Annotated in this window: 15 protein-coding genes and 1 pseudogene; 7 read left to right on the top strand and 9 right to left on the bottom strand. The window is 30.9% G+C overall.

Annotated features, from left to right (window positions below; translation table 11 throughout):
• Window positions 1–18: 18 nt before the first annotated feature.
• The 4 genes and pseudogenes from CF386_RS12330 to CF386_RS12310 form a co-directional block, all read right to left on the bottom strand.
• Window positions 19–1,161: an ABC transporter substrate-binding protein gene (locus tag CF386_RS12330; RefSeq protein WP_225971808.1), complete on the bottom strand. Its 1,143-nt coding sequence runs from the start codon at window positions 1,159–1,161 to the stop codon at window positions 19–21.
• A gap of 219 nt (window positions 1,162–1,380) precedes the next feature.
• Window positions 1,381–1,637: pseudogene (locus CF386_RS13770) on the bottom strand (SgrR family transcriptional regulator); the annotation flags it as partial.
• A gap of 83 nt (window positions 1,638–1,720) precedes the next feature.
• Window positions 1,721–2,455, bottom strand: a complete 735-nt coding sequence (fabG, locus tag CF386_RS12315) for a 3-oxoacyl-ACP reductase FabG (protein ID WP_089074725.1) — start codon at window positions 2,453–2,455, stop codon at window positions 1,721–1,723.
• A 197-nt stretch (window positions 2,456–2,652) separates the two neighbouring features.
• Window positions 2,653–3,150: a chorismate--pyruvate lyase family protein gene (locus CF386_RS12310; RefSeq protein ID WP_089074724.1), complete on the bottom strand. Its 498-nt coding sequence runs from the start codon at window positions 3,148–3,150 to the stop codon at window positions 2,653–2,655.
• A gap of 151 nt (window positions 3,151–3,301) precedes the next feature.
• Between CF386_RS12310 and CF386_RS12305 the strand changes: the two genes are divergently transcribed.
• The 3 genes from CF386_RS12305 to CF386_RS12295 all read left to right on the top strand — a co-directional run bounded on the left by CF386_RS12305 (window position 3,302) and on the right by CF386_RS12295 (window position 5,973).
• Entirely contained in the window at window positions 3,302–4,249 is a 948-nt protein-coding gene (locus CF386_RS12305; RefSeq protein ID WP_089074723.1) for a lipid A biosynthesis (KDO)2-(lauroyl)-lipid IVA acyltransferase, read from the top strand.
• 183 nt (window positions 4,250–4,432) lie between these two features.
• Window positions 4,433–4,963, top strand: coding sequence for an outer membrane protein (locus CF386_RS12300; protein ID WP_089074722.1), 531 nt, complete (start codon window positions 4,433–4,435; stop codon window positions 4,961–4,963).
• A gap of 128 nt (window positions 4,964–5,091) precedes the next feature.
• Window positions 5,092–5,973 carry a LysR family transcriptional regulator gene (locus tag CF386_RS12295; protein ID WP_089074721.1) on the top strand — a complete coding sequence of 294 codons (882 nt, stop codon included), beginning with the start codon at window positions 5,092–5,094 and terminating at the stop codon, window positions 5,971–5,973.
• Between the two features lie 302 nt (window positions 5,974–6,275).
• Here the strand turns inward: CF386_RS12295 and CF386_RS12290 are convergent, their stop codons facing one another.
• The 4 genes from CF386_RS12290 to CF386_RS12275 form a co-directional block, all read right to left on the bottom strand.
• Complete coding sequence (locus tag CF386_RS12290; protein WP_089074720.1) at window positions 6,276–6,743, bottom strand: outer membrane lipoprotein; 468 nt, start codon at window positions 6,741–6,743, stop codon at window positions 6,276–6,278.
• 459 nt (window positions 6,744–7,202) lie between these two features.
• The gene (gene lepB / locus CF386_RS12285) at window positions 7,203–8,084 is read right to left on the bottom strand and encodes a signal peptidase I (protein ID WP_089074719.1); all 882 of its coding nucleotides are present in this window, start codon (window positions 8,082–8,084) and stop codon (window positions 7,203–7,205) included.
• Between the two features lie 41 nt (window positions 8,085–8,125).
• Window positions 8,126–9,031, bottom strand: a complete 906-nt coding sequence (lepB, locus tag CF386_RS12280) for a signal peptidase I (protein ID WP_089074718.1) — start codon at window positions 9,029–9,031, stop codon at window positions 8,126–8,128.
• Window positions 9,032–9,086: 55 nt separating this feature from the next.
• The gene (locus tag CF386_RS12275; protein ID WP_089074717.1) at window positions 9,087–9,419 is read right to left on the bottom strand and encodes a DUF3392 domain-containing protein; all 333 of its coding nucleotides are present in this window, start codon (window positions 9,417–9,419) and stop codon (window positions 9,087–9,089) included.
• A 286-nt stretch (window positions 9,420–9,705) separates the two neighbouring features.
• On the opposite strand from CF386_RS12275, the gene CF386_RS12270 reads away from it, so the two are divergent.
• From CF386_RS12270 to CF386_RS12255, 4 genes are all read left to right on the top strand, one after another.
• Window positions 9,706–10,242, top strand: a complete 537-nt coding sequence (locus tag CF386_RS12270; RefSeq protein ID WP_089074716.1) for a DUF2937 family protein — start codon at window positions 9,706–9,708, stop codon at window positions 10,240–10,242.
• A 62-nt stretch (window positions 10,243–10,304) separates the two neighbouring features.
• Entirely contained in the window at window positions 10,305–11,210 is a 906-nt protein-coding gene (lepB, locus tag CF386_RS12265; RefSeq protein ID WP_089074715.1) for a signal peptidase I, read from the top strand.
• Window positions 11,211–11,616: 406 nt separating this feature from the next.
• Entirely contained in the window at window positions 11,617–12,723 is a 1,107-nt protein-coding gene (locus tag CF386_RS12260) for an efflux RND transporter periplasmic adaptor subunit (RefSeq protein ID WP_089074714.1), read from the top strand.
• Complete coding sequence (locus tag CF386_RS12255) at window positions 12,723–15,806, top strand: efflux RND transporter permease subunit (RefSeq protein ID WP_089074713.1); 3,084 nt, start codon at window positions 12,723–12,725, stop codon at window positions 15,804–15,806. The genes CF386_RS12260 and CF386_RS12255 overlap by 1 nt, the downstream gene beginning before the upstream one ends.
• A 66-nt stretch (window positions 15,807–15,872) precedes the next feature.
• On the opposite strand, the gene CF386_RS12250 is transcribed toward CF386_RS12255, so the two are convergent.
• Window positions 15,873–17,165 carry an alpha/beta fold hydrolase gene (locus CF386_RS12250; protein WP_225971772.1) on the bottom strand — a complete coding sequence of 431 codons (1,293 nt, stop codon included), beginning with the start codon at window positions 17,163–17,165 and terminating at the stop codon, window positions 15,873–15,875.
• Window positions 17,166–17,315: the final 150 nt, after the last annotated feature.

Below are 17,315 nucleotides of genomic sequence, written 5' to 3'. Positions count from 1 at the left end.
TTGTTAATGTTAGAATTTTTAGACAAAAGTTGGATCTATTTCCCTTAAAGTTAAGTTTATTTCAGGAATTAAAATGTAATTTAACTTCTTCTGATGAAATAGAGGCTTACAAATTTTTTGTTCCATTAATTGATAAAAACAATCATTTAATTGTTTGGCAGTTACTTCTGCTCGTGAATTATTCTGCAAAAAATCATTTAATAATTTGGTATTTTCCATATTATTAGATGCATCCAGTGCTCTTAATATTAGGTTAATTTCATACATTAAATCGATTAATTTACAGTAATAGCTGCTTGTAATTAAAACATCAAAGGCATCTGCAGAATTTTGATTTAAAAATTTGATATAATCTAATTTAACTAAAGATACATGAAAACCCATTGAACGTAAGTATTTTTGACAAGTTTCAGCAATGTCATGATCAACAAGACGATCTTTAAAAAATCCAATTTTAATAACTTGTTTGTTATTTATTAGAGTAGGTTCATTTACTTCAATCATATCTGAATGTAAATCATCGTTTTTATCAAAGAAAAAGGAGTTTTGAAGCTTGTATTTCGAAATTAAGTTTGGATTTGTTTGAATTAAGCATTCTGGGCTTAACAACTCATGCAAACATTGTATATTTGGATTGTTTTGATTAATAAACATATAAATTATCCCACTTCCATTTAACTGAGAATAGTTCTTCCGAATAAATCCAACCCTATCATGATTAAGTGTTTCTAACATATTAAAAAACTTATTATCTAAATTAATTAATTCTATTTCATCATAAGACGGAGATAAATTATAAAAATGTTCAAATAATTGAAAAGAAATGACTTGATTCGTACTTTCTTTATAAACATAGGGGCCTGTTCCAATTAGCTCGCCATCTAATCCTATCATTCTAATAGTTGCTTCAGGACGTGTCATTAGAAAAGGGAACATTAAATCTTTGTGCTTTAAAGTAAAATCAATCCAGTTTTTTTTGGCATTCATATCAACAATATGTTTATAAATCATATTATTATGAAGATTGTGTTGTAATGCTTTCAAAACACTCAAGGTATTAAGAATGCGTCCATCATGACAGAAAATATTTTTCCTTAAATAAAATCGCCAAGTAACTTGATCTGATAAAAGCTCAAACTTATCACATAAATGAGGCTTAATATTACCGCTTTTTAGATCTAAAGAAACTAAATTATTAAATACAAATTTATCAAGGAGATTTTGATCTGATAAACTTTTAGTTTTAAATTGAGTTATATGAAACTGCGAAAATTTAATTGGTAGACGATAAATTGAAACTTGACCTAGATATTGTTCTAACCAAACCTCATCAAAGTTAAATTTATTTTTTAGAATAAAACTCTTATCAATTTGACGATAGTCATTTCTAATCAGAAGATCCAGTACTTGTTTGCGTTGAAGTGAAATAAGTGTTTCTAAAAACTCTAATTCAGAAACATGCGTTCTTCCAATCGCGGGACTCCATTTGATCCAGCCAGCATTATCTAATTTTTAAGAACATTTCTAGCATTTCTCAAAGAGCAATTTAATAAATTAGAAATTTCATGGACATTAGTGCGAGTATGTAACCCTTTATAATTTAGGAATAATACTTCAAATTGTTTTAAAAGTTGCATCACTCACACATTAATCAAATGTTATTTATTATCTAGTTTAATATTTATGTAAAAAAAATGCATTTTTTCAGTAAATATTTGCTTTAAATAACTAAACCACCATCAATTTTTAAAACTTGTCCCGTTATGAATGCTGATTGTTCAGATGACAAAAATAGGACGCCATTTGCGATATCTTCAGGTTTCCCCATTCTACCCAAAGGGGTTTTCCCTTTCATGTAGCTTATTACTTTTTCTGGCAAATTAACTGTCATTGGTGTTTCTACAAATCCTGGTGCAATACAATTAACCCTGACCTGCGCTCCTTTTCTAGCAAACTCCTTCGCCCAACTTTTACTCATTGCAATTAACCCACCCTTAGAAGCAGCATAATTCGTTTGACCTATGTTACCATCTGTACCCACAATTGAAGACATAGAAACAATCGAGCCTGCGTTTTGTTCAACCATAATTGGCGCAACAAGTTGTGTCATATTAAAAATACCTTTAAGATTAACGTCTAAAACTAAATCCCATTCTTGTTCAGACATCTTATCCAAAAGATTATCTCTTGTAATACCTGCATTATTTATCAAAACATCAATATGTCCTTGCTCTTGCATCACGCCATGAACAAACTGAGCTACTCCATTTCTATCGGTTACATTAAGCTCTACAGGATATAGATTCGAATATTTTGCTTTCATATCAGATAATTCACTGATATTCATATCGCAAACATATACTGCTTTAGCATGATTTTTTAAAAAAGTTTCAGCAATACATTTCCCAATACCCTGAGCACCGCCTGTTACAATACATACTTTACCATTTAACATAAAACACCTCTTAAAATTAAAACATCCTTGAAATAAATTAAGACTACTGATTTTATTGTTGTTAATCGGGTTGTAAATTGTTTAAAAATTTACGGCTTATTAAATTAACAATATGTGTATATTTTCATCAAATTAATAAAAATTCAAGACTAAAAGATCAAAAATTCAAATATTTTCAAGGATCTATATCAAATTATTTAACTTAAATTATATATAGGGCATTCTTTCAAAAAAATTTCTTGGAGATATATAGGATTTTCATGGAAGATTATTGTTGATTTACGAGCTAATAAATGTTGTTCTTGATATTTAAAAGAATAAATCCTCAAATCTTGGCGTTTTGTTTTTTGAGATTTAAAAATATTAAAACCGATGGGTTCTTTACTTTTTGTTAACTGAAGGTATTGAAGATCTTTAACATCTTTTCTAAAAAAAGATTGAGCTACAACCCAATCAACACCATCACCTTTTAAAACAACAGAACGTTTAAGCATTGATTCTTTTTCAATACCAAAAATGTTCGATTCAGGTAAATTTAATAATTGTACGCTAAAAACATTACAGTACATTTTTAGAATATGTGACAAGGAGGAGTTTGCTATCAATATATTTTTAGTTTTCAATGACAAGCTTACATTATTTAATTCTATCGGTGTCCAATGACCATTATCTAGTAACTCTAAGTATTTCATCATCTAAAAACAAATTAATATTTGGCTGAAATACTAAACCCGAACAGCTAAGATGTCAATCTAACATCTTTTAAAAACAAATTTACAATTTTGCGGATAGTCAAGAGAAAGTTTCTCATTTATAATCAATACAAATATAACAATAAGAATTCTCATGAATAGTCACTTTGATCCAAATGCGTATAACCCTAAATTTAGTTTTAAATTCTTGTATCCTAAACACTGGTTAACTTGGTTCAGTTTAGTGCTTTGTAATATAATTTCTTGGTTACCTCACTCAATACAGTTAAAGTTTGCAAAATTTATTTCAAAAAGACTGGTAAAATTAAAAAACAAGGTAAATAAGAGAGCCAGAGCAAACTTAAAATTGTGTTTTACACAAAAAAGCTCTGAAGAAATTGAATCTATCTTGTTTGAACAATATGTTACAGCAGTATGCTTTTTTCTTACTATTTCTTCCGTTTCTTTTAAAGGAAAAAATTGGCTCCATCGACATGTAAAAGTTCATAACCAAAAATATCTAGATTTGGCTCTTTCTTCGAAGAAGAATATCATTTTGCTTGTTCCACATACTTGGGCAATTGACATTCCCGCCATTTATTTAGCTTCTTTAGGTTTTCCTGTATCAGCGATGGCTAAAAAACAAAGAAATCCCGTATTTGAATACTTAATGCATAAACAAAGAGTTCAATTTGGCGGAAGAGTTTATCTCAGAAGTGGTGGAATAAAACCCTTTATTAAATCAATAAAAAAAGACAAGTATATAGGGTACTACCTACCTGATGAAGATTTAGGCCCAGAATCAAGTGTATTTGTTGATTTTTTTGATACAACCAAAGCCACATTAACAGGTCTTGGTCGTTTAGCACGCATTACAGATTCGATCGTCTTACCTTTATTGGTTGGGTATAATACATCTGAAAATGTTTTTGAAATCAATTTCTCTCCTATCTTTGATAATTTCCCTTCCTCTGATATCAGTGATGCAAGAAAAATGAATGTATGTATAGAGGAATACATAAAAGAGCATCCCGAACAATATATGTGGATTTTAAGATTTTTGAAAACTAGGCCAGAGGGTGAACCAGATCCGTATTTATAAATATAATTTTACATTAATATTTGCTGAATAACTTAATATTAAACTTAAGATATATTGACTTCATAATTAGAATTTAATACAGTATTCAATTAAGGAAATTATAAATATTTTTTTACAATTAGCTGACATTATGAACAATAGATGTTTTATAATTTGCTAACAAAATAAACTTAAGGAAAAATAATGAAAAAACTACTATTACCACTCGTAATTGGCGCAGTTTGTGTTTCAACAAGTGCATTTGCGAAAACTGGTCCATATGTTGGAGCTGATCTAGGTCTTGCAAGTGTAAGTGGTGCTCATAACACACCATTAACATTCGGTATTAAAGGTGGTTATCTATTCCAAACTTCTGATAGAGCAGCTTTTGGTCCTGAAATTGGTTATACAGATCTGTTAGCCGATGCTTCAAAACGCGGTACTGACAATAGCATTGATCAAATAAATCTATTAGGTGTAGCTAAGTTCAATTTAGATCAACAATGGAGCTTAATCGGTAAAGCTGGTATGTCTTATGTCACAAACGACTATGATCCAGGTCCAAGAAAAACTAATTGGCAACCAATTATCTCTGCTGGTGGTCAGTATGCTTTAAATCAAAATATAGCTTTAAATGCTGCTTGGACACATACATTTGGTGATGGTGGCTTCGGTCCAAATAGCAACACGAATAGTATGGATCTATTCACAGTTGGCGCAACATATACATTCTAATAAAGAGCACTTCTGAAAAAAAGCACTTCAAGTGCTTTTTTTTTGAGTTAAATCACGTTATAATACTACCTTAAATATAACCATTTCATTTAACATGGAATTTTGAAGAAACTGGGAAGGTAAAATATATGAAGTTACTAGATGACTTAAACCTTTTTAGGTTAGTTGTAGAAAATGGAAGTTATACTGCAGCATCAAGAAAATCAACTGTGCCTGTAGCGACAATGACAAGACGAATACAAGCATTAGAAGATTCTTTAAACATTCGATTACTCAACAGACATGCTAGAAAATTATCTTTAACTGAAGCTGGTGAAAAGTTTTACAACGAATGCGGCCCTTTATTACAAAAAATAGTTAATAGTGCTGAAAGTATTACAGAAGAATGTATGGGTGCAGCTGGTCAATTGAAAATTGCTTCTCCTGCAAATTTTATTAAATATGGTCTACAACCACTTTTAAATGATTTCATGCAGCAATATCCTCAAATTGATGTCTTACTGGAAACAAGTAACGAGCCAGAAACATTGGATCCTACGGATTGGGATGTGATATTTAGAGCTGGACGCCTTCGTGACTCAACCTTAATTGCAAGAAAGCTGGGAACTTTGGCAGATATTCTTGTTGCTTCACCCGAATATTTAAAACATAACCCTATGCCAAAACATGCAAATGATCTCCATCAACATGCCCTTTTAAAAGGCAAACCTTTGCTCAGGTGGAGTCTTAAAAATTCACTTAATGAGGTTGTGACAATAAGTGACAAAGCTCGTTTTGAGGTCAATGAAATCGATCTCGTCAAAAAAGCCTGTTTATCTGGGCTGGGTATAACATTAATACCAGACATCCTTGTCAGAAATTATATAAAAAATGGAGAGTTAATTCATATTCTCCCAGATTGGTCATCCAATATCAGGGATAAATACCTCATATATAACCACAGAGAGTACCAGCCAGAAAAACTAAAAATATTTATTGATTTCGTAAGTAAATATTCCTTACCTAATTAAAAGTTGAAAGCTATTAGATATATACTTCTCAAAAAATTAATCTTATTCATGCTTTTTTAAATTTCTTATTTAAATTTATTATATGTCGTTTTGTTTGGTTTTTGAGATGAATGATTTTTTACATCCATTATCTTTATTTTTGGAAATCTTTTTTTTCTAATTTGCGTCACTTCAGTGATTATGATCTTTATTCACGTTCCACATTATCATAAAAAAATACAATGGGAGAAAAGAATTGAATACCTTACATTCGCCACTGTATTTTTTATTTTATTTTTACTTTCTAATTATTTACTATATTTTTAATTAGCTAAAGAAACTCTCGCAGTTTGTCCTTGTCTGTTAACTTGAACTCTATCGCCTTTCTTAAATAAAACTCTCTTATTAACAGCTTGAACTACAGAAATTGTTCTACCGTTATCTAATCTTATTGTGATATTAACACCATTACTCTTACCAATAGCACCACCAACAGCATTACCAGCAGCGCCCCCTAGAATAGCTCCACCTGCAGTTGCAAGAAGGTTTCCTGTGCCGCCACCTATCGCACTACCTGCAATACCACCTAACACAGCTCCACTTACAGTACCGATAACATTTCCCGTTTTATCATCAATTGTAACAGGCTCTAAATTAACAACTGTACCATACTGTACATTTTGAACTTTTCTAGCACTTGATGTCGTATAAGCATCACCATATGGGTTTTGTGCACAAGCTGTAACTCCTAATGACAAACATACTAAAACAGCTATACCTACTTTTTTCATAATAATCCTTTCATCTTTATTAAAAATTAAAACTTTAAATAAGAATTTAAAAATTCTTATTTCATTATTAACATAAATTTTTTACTTAAAAAAATAATAATCAGTCCCACACATAAAATATACAATTTCAACAAGGGTAATGTAAATCAAAAAGAACATTTAAATAAAAAAAATAATATTATTAAAACCTGCATCAAAAAAAAACATATTCACACTATAAAATCAATCTTAGTAATAAAATGCCACAGTTAATATGCTCTTGACTAAAAGTATAACTGAATAGCTTTTCTACAAAATGATTAATGTATAACTAGTTCTTTTTTTGTAATAAAAAAATAAAGAGTCTTATTTTTGGTATGGTTCATAATTTTATTGTTTCTAAAATTGCTAAATGCACTAATAATGTGACGAAATTTTCATCGTTTTTCATTTATCAAAAAACATTATAATAAATTCGATCTACTGTATAGTACCTGAATTATTAAAGGATATTCTTTGGGGTAACCAAAACAACCAACTTTTATTGTGATTCAATTGAATATTTAAAATGTTGTATGCTACATTACCTATAATATTTTTTTCCGGTACAAATCCAAAAAACCGACTATCGTAACTATTATCTCTATTATCACCCATTACAAAATAATGCTTTTCAGGAATAACCCATACATTTTCTGGTGTGTTTTTTTGCTGGAAAGTATCTCCCACAAGATTGCTCGTTAACATATCATTGTTAAGAATCTTAAAACTTTTACCATCTAATTTTTGTTTATACTCAATTAAGTTATTTTCCATATATTCTGCTTTTTGTTTAGTCATTGAAGTATAATTTTTCTCTATTTTTTCCCAGTTTGGGCATAAGCCTTCATAACATTTTTTCTTTATATATAGCTCTTTATCTTGATATTTTAATGTATCTCCGGGCAACCCAATAATACGGTTTACTTGGTTTATAGGATTATTAGTATTCCCTTTAAACGCAATCACATCACCTCGTTTAGGGCTAGACAGTGAAACTAATTTTATTGATGTTAAAGGAATATTAATTCGATATGCCATTTTATTCACTAAAGTCACGTCACCAGAATTTAAAGTTTTGCTCATACTATTGGTAACAATTATAAAGGGTTCAATGATAAATAATTTTACAAATGTGAAAACTAATAGGAAAGGTAGCCATTTTGAGAACTCAGCAAGTACCCTTGAGTGATAAAGAATATAAATAAAGCGTGATACGTTATTATCTCGCTTTATTAATGCATAAAATCTACTGTAGGAAATATGCGTAAATATATAGCACATTAAAGAAATTAAAGTTAAAACAACGAGAAATATATTCATGTATAAATCTTCATCTAAAGCACCCTTGGCTATATATAATATTAGTCTAAAAGCCCTATGCGGTTAAATCTAACATCAGAGGGTATCCATGAGTCCTTTTTGAAATCAAAGCTAATCCATATAAAGGTCGCTTTACCAATTAGATCTTGCTCAGACAAAAAGCCCCAATATCGGCTATCTTTGCTATTGTCTCGATTATCTCCCATCGCAAAATAGTGTCCCTTTGGAACGACCCAAGTATCATAAGGCTCATTTTTTTGATGATAAATAGGTGGGTAATACTCTGCAATATTTGGAGGTAAATTGGGTGTAATTAAAATATGATGAGCAACTTGACCCAGTTGCTCTTTGTATTCATCCATAGGTTGATTGTTAATTTCACTAATATAAGAACTTTGCTTCAAGAATGTTTTCGGTACTGCTTCAAGTTTATTATTACAGGTTTTATCTGCTGAGTGACACGCTTTTTTAATGTAAAGTTGATGATCTTTATAAACAATGGTGTCGCCAGGCAAACCAATAATTCTTTTAATCAGATTAATTTTAGGATTACTTGGATCGGTAAATACAGCGATATCCCCTCGATGAGGCTCTCCAGTTGGAATGATTTTATGATGAAAAACGGGATCATATATGCCATAAGAAAACTTTTGCACGAGAATGAAGTCACCAGGAAGTAACGTTGGCATCATAGAACGTGAGGGAATTTGGAAAGGCTCAAATACAAAACTTCGAATGAACCAGACAATGAACAAGACTGTAAAAAGAGATGCTAAAAACTCACTGGTTGTTTGTTTCTTTTTTTGAGGCTTTGCTTCCGATACGTTAGATTCAGCTAATACAGCCATTTTTTTCTTTTTACGCTCACGAAGCCAAAAAACAAAACAGACAAAAGTAAGTATTGTTAACCCAGCAGAAAACAAATCTGCCGTATTAAAGTTTAACATAAAATTTATTCTCCAGGTTTTTCAAAATTGAGTTGATTTAAGAGATTGGTTTTACCTAAGCTTGACCATTTTTTTGTGCCCAAACACCAAAGAAAACGAAAACACCAACGACAACTAAAAACATCCATTCTGTTGGGATACTTCCCAATTGATATTCAACCCAAGGTGAGAGTTTTATGATGACAAGACCAAAAACAAAGGCATTCACAATAATAAAAACGAATGTTCTTAAAATAAAGTTTTGAGCGCCCAGTTTTTTCTTAATGAATTTATTAATATCAGCACCAAAAATAACTAAGAGGCATGCAACCATACCTGCGGATATATCATGAAGCCACGGAGTTAAATAGGAGCCCATATTAGATAAAAATGATATTATTGTATTCATATAACATCCTTGTTGAATTGTAAGCTAAAATAAAACTATATTAATAATTTTCTAAAGTGTAATATAAATAAATGTATTTTCATAGTATGATTTAAAAAATGAAACAATGTGAAAATTGTGAAAGTTATTTACCCATAAAATCTTTGAAGCTTTCAAAAAACCTGACATATGTATGTCCCTTTTGTGAATCTGATTTTCGTCAAAAGGTGTCCGTAAAGAAAATACGTTATGGACTTTTTTTTATTTTCATAATGCTTAATACTATTTTTATACCAGTACTTTTTTAATGATGAAAAAAATAATTGAATATTCAAAATTAATGATACTTATTGGGAGCGTATTAGTTGGTATTCAACTCCCCTCTCTAGTAAACAACTATAAAAATGCATTAAACTCACATTTTTTGGAATCTCAAAGTACGCTCAATTCTTATCAAAAAGATGCTGATAAATATTTTAACGGTAACTTAAATGATCTTATTTCATATTATCGTTCTTCTAAAGATAGGGTGTTTTCCTCTGGTGGTGAAACCATTGTAAACTTATATAATAGATATAATAACCTCAAGAAATATAACGATATTTTGAAAAAAGACAACATCAAAAGCTATTGGATCATATTGAAAAATCCTTTTCCTGAAATTAGACATGAAGTTATCATTAATTATGATTACAAGATAACTTTAACTCCAAGAGCAATCGCAACCGGTTTAGTCATAGGTTTTATCATTGCACTATTTATCGAATTCATTTTGTTTATTTGTATCAGTTTCTGTAAAAGATTCTTTTTCAAATATAATAATAAATTAAATATAACCAAATAATTGACTTTTTTATATGGTAACAGTACTTTGTTATATATTTTAAATTTTGGAATTAAATATTTATGTTAAATTTTAATACGGCAGATTTGTTTTCTGCTGGGTTAACAATACTTACTTTTGTCTGTTTTGTTTTTTGGCTGCGTGAGCGTAAAAAGAAAAAAATGGCTGTATTAGCTGAATCTAACGTATCGGAAGCAAAGCCTCCAAAAAAGAAACAAACAACCAGTGAGTTTTTAGCATCTCTTTTTACAGTCTTATTCATTGTCTGGTTTATTCGAAGTTTTGTATTTGAGCCTTTCCAAATTCCTTCTGGCTCTATGATGCCAACGTTACTTCCTGGTGACTTCATTCTCGTGCAAAAGTTTTCTTATGGCATATATGATCCCGTTTTTCATCAGAAAATAATCCCAACTGGAGAGCCTCATCGAGGGGATATCGCTGTATTTACCGATCCAAGTAATCCTAAAATTAATCTGATTAAAAGAATTATTGGTTTGCCTGGCGACACCATTGTTTATAAAGATCATCAACTTTACATTAAAAAAGCATGTCACTCAGCAGATAAAACCTGTAATAATAAACTTGAAGCAGTGCCGAAAACATTCTTGAAGCAAAGCTCTTATATTAGTGAAATGACCAATGAGCCTATGGATGAATACAAAGAGCAACTGGGTAAAGTTGCCCACCATATTTTAATTACACCCAATTTGCCTCCAAATATTGCTGAGTATTTACCGCCTATTTATCATCAAAAAAATGAGCCTTATGATACCTGGGTCGTTCCAAAGGGACACTATTTTGCGATGGGAGATAATCGAGATAATAGTCTTGATAGTCGCTATTGGGGCTTTTTATCTGAGCAAGAGCTAATTGGTAAAGCGACCTTTATTTGGATCAGCTTTGATTTCAAAAAGGATTCTTGGATACCTTCAGGGGTTAGATTCAATAGAATTGGAACTATTAATTAAACAACAATAGAAAAAATCAAAAAAGCACATATTATTGTGCTTTTTTTTTCAATAGATTAAGCTGAGTTTATTTAGCTGTAATAATTAAATTAGTACTTAAAAATTTAGAGAAAAATTCTCTTTTTCTGAAAACTAAGGACAAAAGTCCTTATTTTGCTAAGTAAAATAAGTTAACTTTCTAAAGAATCAGTTCCTTGATATATAAATTTCAATAAATGAGCAAAAAAAATCAAGTATTATTTCTTTAAAAAAGTTATACTTCTCCTTTAAATTTTTTAATAAAATGGCCAGGCAACCATTATCCTAAATTATTTATTCTCGTTTATTGACATTAACGTTACGTAAAGCATTATCATGCTCAAAATTTTTTAAATCAACAAAAGAAAGAAAAGAGAAAGGAATATCTATGTTTAAAACGTCTTTTAAAAAGAAATATATTATTCTTTTTGTGTTACTTTTAAGTGTATTTTTCATATACCAATATTTTATTAAAAGCTCTGCACCCAAAGCACCAAAGTTCCCGGCACAGCCTGTAACAGTAATGTCCGCCTCTCAAAAAGTATTTCCTTTAAGCATAGATGCTCAAGGTATAGTTATTTCAGGACAAAACTTAATGCTTACATCTAAAACATCTGGCACTATTAAAAAGATTTATGTCAAGCCTGGACAATATGTAAAAAAAGGTGATCTTTTAGTTCAAATCGATGACTCTAAAGAGATAGAAGCTTTACAAAATCGAGAACAAGCCTTTCAGACAGCGAATAAAAATTATAATAGATATGAAAAACTAGTAAAATCTGGTGTTGTTTCACTTTCTGATGTTGAAGACAAGCTAGATAAATATAAAGACACTATATCTTTGTTAGCAGAAGCTAAGAAAGATCTTCAAGATACAAAGATAATCGCTCCTTTTAGTGGTCAGATTGGATTAATCGCAAATACAAAAACTACCAATAACAACAATGATACTATTTTAACAGAAGGCTCTTACGTAGAAGTAAATAGTGAGATTGTATCTCTTTCCAATAATCAAGAACAATTTATTGAATATTCTATACCTCAAAAATATCGTCAAGATCTATTTATAGGCCAAAAAGTATCTTTTGAAGACTCCAATGGACATAAAATAAACTCAAAAGTGTCTTATATTTCGCCTAACATTTCACCTGATACCAACGCATATAAGCTTAGGGCTCCAATCCCTCAACAAGATAATGCAAAGTTTGTAACAGGCATGTATGTTGATGCAGAACAATTATTAAATCCAAATTATAAATCATTTTACATACCGGCTCTGAGTTTGGTAACAGCCTTAACGGGTAATTATGTTTATGTTGTTGAAAATAATAAAGTAGTTCAAAAGCCCATTACAATTGAATCACAAATTGGCGATACTATATTAATCAAAAGTGGTATAAAAAAAGGTGATTTAATTGTCACAAGCTCAATAGATAGTGTTTCAAACGGCGCAAATGTTCAGGTTATACCTAAAAATGCAAAAGGAGGAAAATAATGAGTCTCTCAGAAATTTGCATTAGAAAGCCCATTTTAGCGAGTGTCATTAGTTTGTCACTCCTCTTGTTGGGCATTTTAGGATTTATGCAACTTCCTTTAATGTATAAACCAGATATTTTCCAACCTTCAGTTCAAATCACTGTTAATTTATCTGGAGCTAGCCCTAATTTAATCGCTAATTCGATTACAACACCACTAGAAACCAACTTGCAAAGTGTTGAGCATGTCGCTCATATGAGCTCTTCATCGCAGTCAGGTACATCAACAATTACTTTAGATTTTGAGACAGGTATCACTAGAGATGAGTTTTCACAATCTCTCTCAGAAATTCAGGCACAAATATCATCTGCCAATTTACCTAATGATGCTGATAGCCCTCAAATTACTATTGCTCAACCTGGAAGTCAGGGACCAAATGCTAGTATGTATATAGCTCTCATTACAGTCCCCAAAGATATGAATTACTACGAATTTGTATCACAAATATATAACCAAACTTTTCGTCCCCAAATTCAGCAGCTAGAGGGTTCTGGTCAGAATCAGATGTATCCTATCGCTCCTGATGTTTTAATCCAATTAAATCAAACACAACTTAATAACTATAACCTGAGTCCGCAAGATGTCAAAAGCATAATAGAGTCAGCTACAAAAGATATTAATTTAGGCTCTGTAGTTAATAAATCAACAACCATTCAACTCACATTTAAACAAGCTGCTACAGATAACCTTGATAAAATTAAAAATCTAATTATAACAACTCGTGACAATACTAATATTTATCTAAAAGATATCGCTCAAGTTAATATAGGTTTCTATAAAAATGATGAAGCCTATATCTTTGCTAACGGCCAGAGATCTGTTTTATGGATGTTATCCCCATCATTAAATGCTAGCCCTATTGAGTGGGGAAAGCGAGTACAAAAAGAGTTTAATAAAGTAAGATCGGAGTTACCCAGTGGCTCTAAATTAATCATAATGAAGAATACAGTTAAGGCTTTTCAACACAGCTTAAATGAAGTGTTCGAAACAATAATAATAACTATTATAGCAGTAGCACTTGTCACATTATTATTTATTGGTCAATTTAAATTATCTTTAATTCCAACGGTTACGATCCCTATATGCTTACTCGGAGCGTGTATGGTTCTTTATATGCTTGGTTACTCTCTTAATATATACTCTTTACTTGCATTTGTTTTAGCGATTGGTCTTGTTGTTGACGATGCGATTATAGTATTAGAAAATGCGCAAAGATATCAAACTTCTGGAAAATCAGTTATTGAAACAACAATTGAAAGTCTTAAAACGATCAATTTTTCAATTTGGGGAATGACAATCGTGGTTGCTGCTATTTTTGTGCCATTGTTTTTTGTGCCCAAATCAGAACAAGCTGTTTATATGCAACAATTCGCAATAACACTGAGTATCTCTATTTTAATATCTGGATTAGTTGCCATAACGCTCTCACCAGCAATGTGTGCTATTTTATTAAAAAATAACAAACACTCTAAATTCGAGCAAAAATTAGACTCGTTTTTTGATAGACTAACGACACAATATCAAAACATTTTAACATGGACCATTAAAAACAAATGGGTCCCTATTGCAATATTTATTGGATTAGTTGCCTCTTCACCACTTATATTTAGTAAACTTCCATCTGTCGCGGAGCCGGCAGAATATGATGGAACTATTGTCGGAATCATGCAAGCACCTGAAGGTACGGCACTACTCAAAACAAAGGAGTTAACGCAGCCTTTAATAAAAATACTAAATGATAATAAATATATTGAAAAAACGGCCTCTATATCGGCTCAGCCAATATTAGGAACAAATGGAATTATATTATTTGGCCAAATGTACAGTAAATATCTAAACCCACAAGGTCAATTTCTAGATATTGCCAAAGGTCTAACTGGTGAAATGATAATGAAAAAACCATTGGCTTTATCAAGTGCATTCGTATTTCCCGCTAATATAAATCAACCTCCAGGCAATCCCGATAATTCCTTGAGTTTTAATTTATCTGGTAGTTCAGTCACAAATCTTGTTAAACAAGCTAACGTAATTGTTGAAAGGCTCAAAAACAATCCTAATGTATTAGATGCAAAGCTTGGTGCTAAATTTAATAATCAGGAATATCAAATACAAATAAATTATAATGAAGCTGCTAGATTAAAAGTTGCTCCTGCTGCAATTATTGATGCTTTAAATACTAATGTAGGGCGCACCAAATTATCCAATCAATATTTTTTTGATGGAAATGCCTATAACATATTTATAGGGCCTAACGAAGATAAATTAAAGGATTTAAGTATCTTAAAGTCCATCTATGTCAAAAATGAAAATAATGCATCCGTTAGGCTGAGTCAACTAGTAAATATTAAAAGGGCTAATTCATTAAAAATGATTAGTAAAGAAAGTGGTTCAGAATATATTTCTATTAATGTGACGCCAAAAACTGGTTTACCTTTGAGTGAATTGATAAAAAGTGTTACATCAGTTGCAAATAGCACCTTACCCAAGGGTTATAACCTTCAACCTGATTATCTTCTTCAAAAATTACAAAATGAAAATAACACCACTATCTATATATCTATAGCTTGTATTATTTTTATATATCTGATTCTTGCTGCACTATTTAATAGCTATAAAGATCCATTTATTATTCTTTTAACAGTCCCCTTAAGTGTTATTTGCGCATTATGGGGAATGCTATTTATTATGAAAACACCAAATTTTCAACCAACCCTAGATCTATTTAGTATTATTGGGATACTTACTCTAGCAGGGTTAATATCTAAGCATGGAATACTGATTACAAAGTTTGCAAACAGTCTATTGGATGAGTCTAAATCAGTTACTGAGGCTGTCACAAAAGCAGCAACTGTGAGATTAAGGCCAATTCTTATGACTACTGCAACAATGATACTCGGTGCAATCCCATTATTCTTTAGTACAGGTATTTCAGAAAATTCTCATAAAGAAATCGCTTGTATTATTGTTATCGGCTTAACTTTAGGAACTATTTTTTCACTATTTATAGTCCCCATTGCCTATTGCTTATTCAAAAGAAAGTAAGTCAATCCATTAATATATGAAAGGAACCTTTTGGGTTCCTTTTTATTATATAAATCAATGGATTCTCTAGATTTTTTCTAAGGCCTCAAAAATTTCTTTCCCATGTATCTTTATAGCATTATGCTCATATGATGAATGAACGATTTGGGTTAAATTAGCAATATGTTGAATGGTTTGTTGTGACAGTTCATAGTCTACATACATATCCTCTTTGTAAACAAATGCTGCAACAGGTACTTTGTTATTTTTTAATTGATTAATATCATAAAGATGTTTCCAATTATTTTTTTGAGCTATTTGATTCCCTACACCTTCAAAATGTTTCAACATCTTCATTTGGGAAAGCATCCAAGGGAATACCATTTCACCTGTAAAATAAAATGGCGAGCCAACTTTAAAATTAAATTCTTCGAGTGAATTTCGAACAGACTCTGCGGACCAATTTGAAGCAAAGCCCTCACAATAGATAGCTTCATGTAAAATGATATATAAAGGATTTGTTTGAAAGACCTGAATGGATAACATTTCATTTAAAAAAGCATCGGAAAGCAAAGAATTCGCTCTTAGGTAATTATAACCATCGTCTATTATTTCATGCAGCTTTTGAGCGCCACCTTCTTGTCCCAGATACATGCCAGCAATTTGAAACTGCTCTACTGTAAATAGTTGACCGTTAGGAAGCTTCACCTCATTATTTTGTATGAAATTAGCAATACACTGTACCTTCTTCTGTAAATCAGGGTATTTGTTAAAAAATTGTTTGTTTTTTTCTTTCGTTTTTTTAAAAGTAGCTCTATACACATCATCTGGATGAATATCAATGGGTGGTATGCCACCGGTCACAAATGCTTTAATAATTGAATCTGGATAGTGAGATAAGTAAGTCATGATGCAAAAGCCGCCAAAACTTTGCCCTAATAGTGCCCACTGTTTAACATTTAATTTTTCTCTGATTGCTTCTAAATCTCTGACAATTGAATCTGCCCTAAAGTTAGAAAGAAATGCAAGTTGTTTATTTGTATCAATTTTTTGTATGAGCTTATTCGTTATAGGATAACTTTTACCTGTGCCTCTTTGATCAAATAATAAAACCTTGTAAGATTTTAATGCTATATCTAACCAACCAGATATGTTTTCTATCTGCGGCCGTTCAAATCCAGGTCCGCCTTGTATATACACAAGGTAAGGTAAATTATTTTCTTTATTATCTTTGTAAGTTATTTCTTCTAAATGAATATCAATATTTTGTGAGTTTTGATCTGAGTAGTCCAAAGGAACTGATATCGAAAAATGATTGATATGATAGGATTGATTTTTTACAGAAGTGTTCATAAAAGTATTTTCAATGCAATTTTTCATATTTCCATTGTATACAAGAGCATGTTAATTTGGAACCAGACAAAATTACTATTTGACTTTTATCTTATCAATTTTAATTAAATGTTATTATCTGACCTAATTTAAATATCAAGCCATGAAAATAAGATAATAATTGAGCGAATTAAAAGA

The sequence above is a fragment of the Paraphotobacterium marinum genome (genome assembly GCF_002216855.1).
GTDB classification, from domain to species: Bacteria; Pseudomonadota; Gammaproteobacteria; order Enterobacterales; family Vibrionaceae; genus Paraphotobacterium; species Paraphotobacterium marinum.
This window is presented reverse-complemented; position numbering and strand designations above follow the sequence as displayed.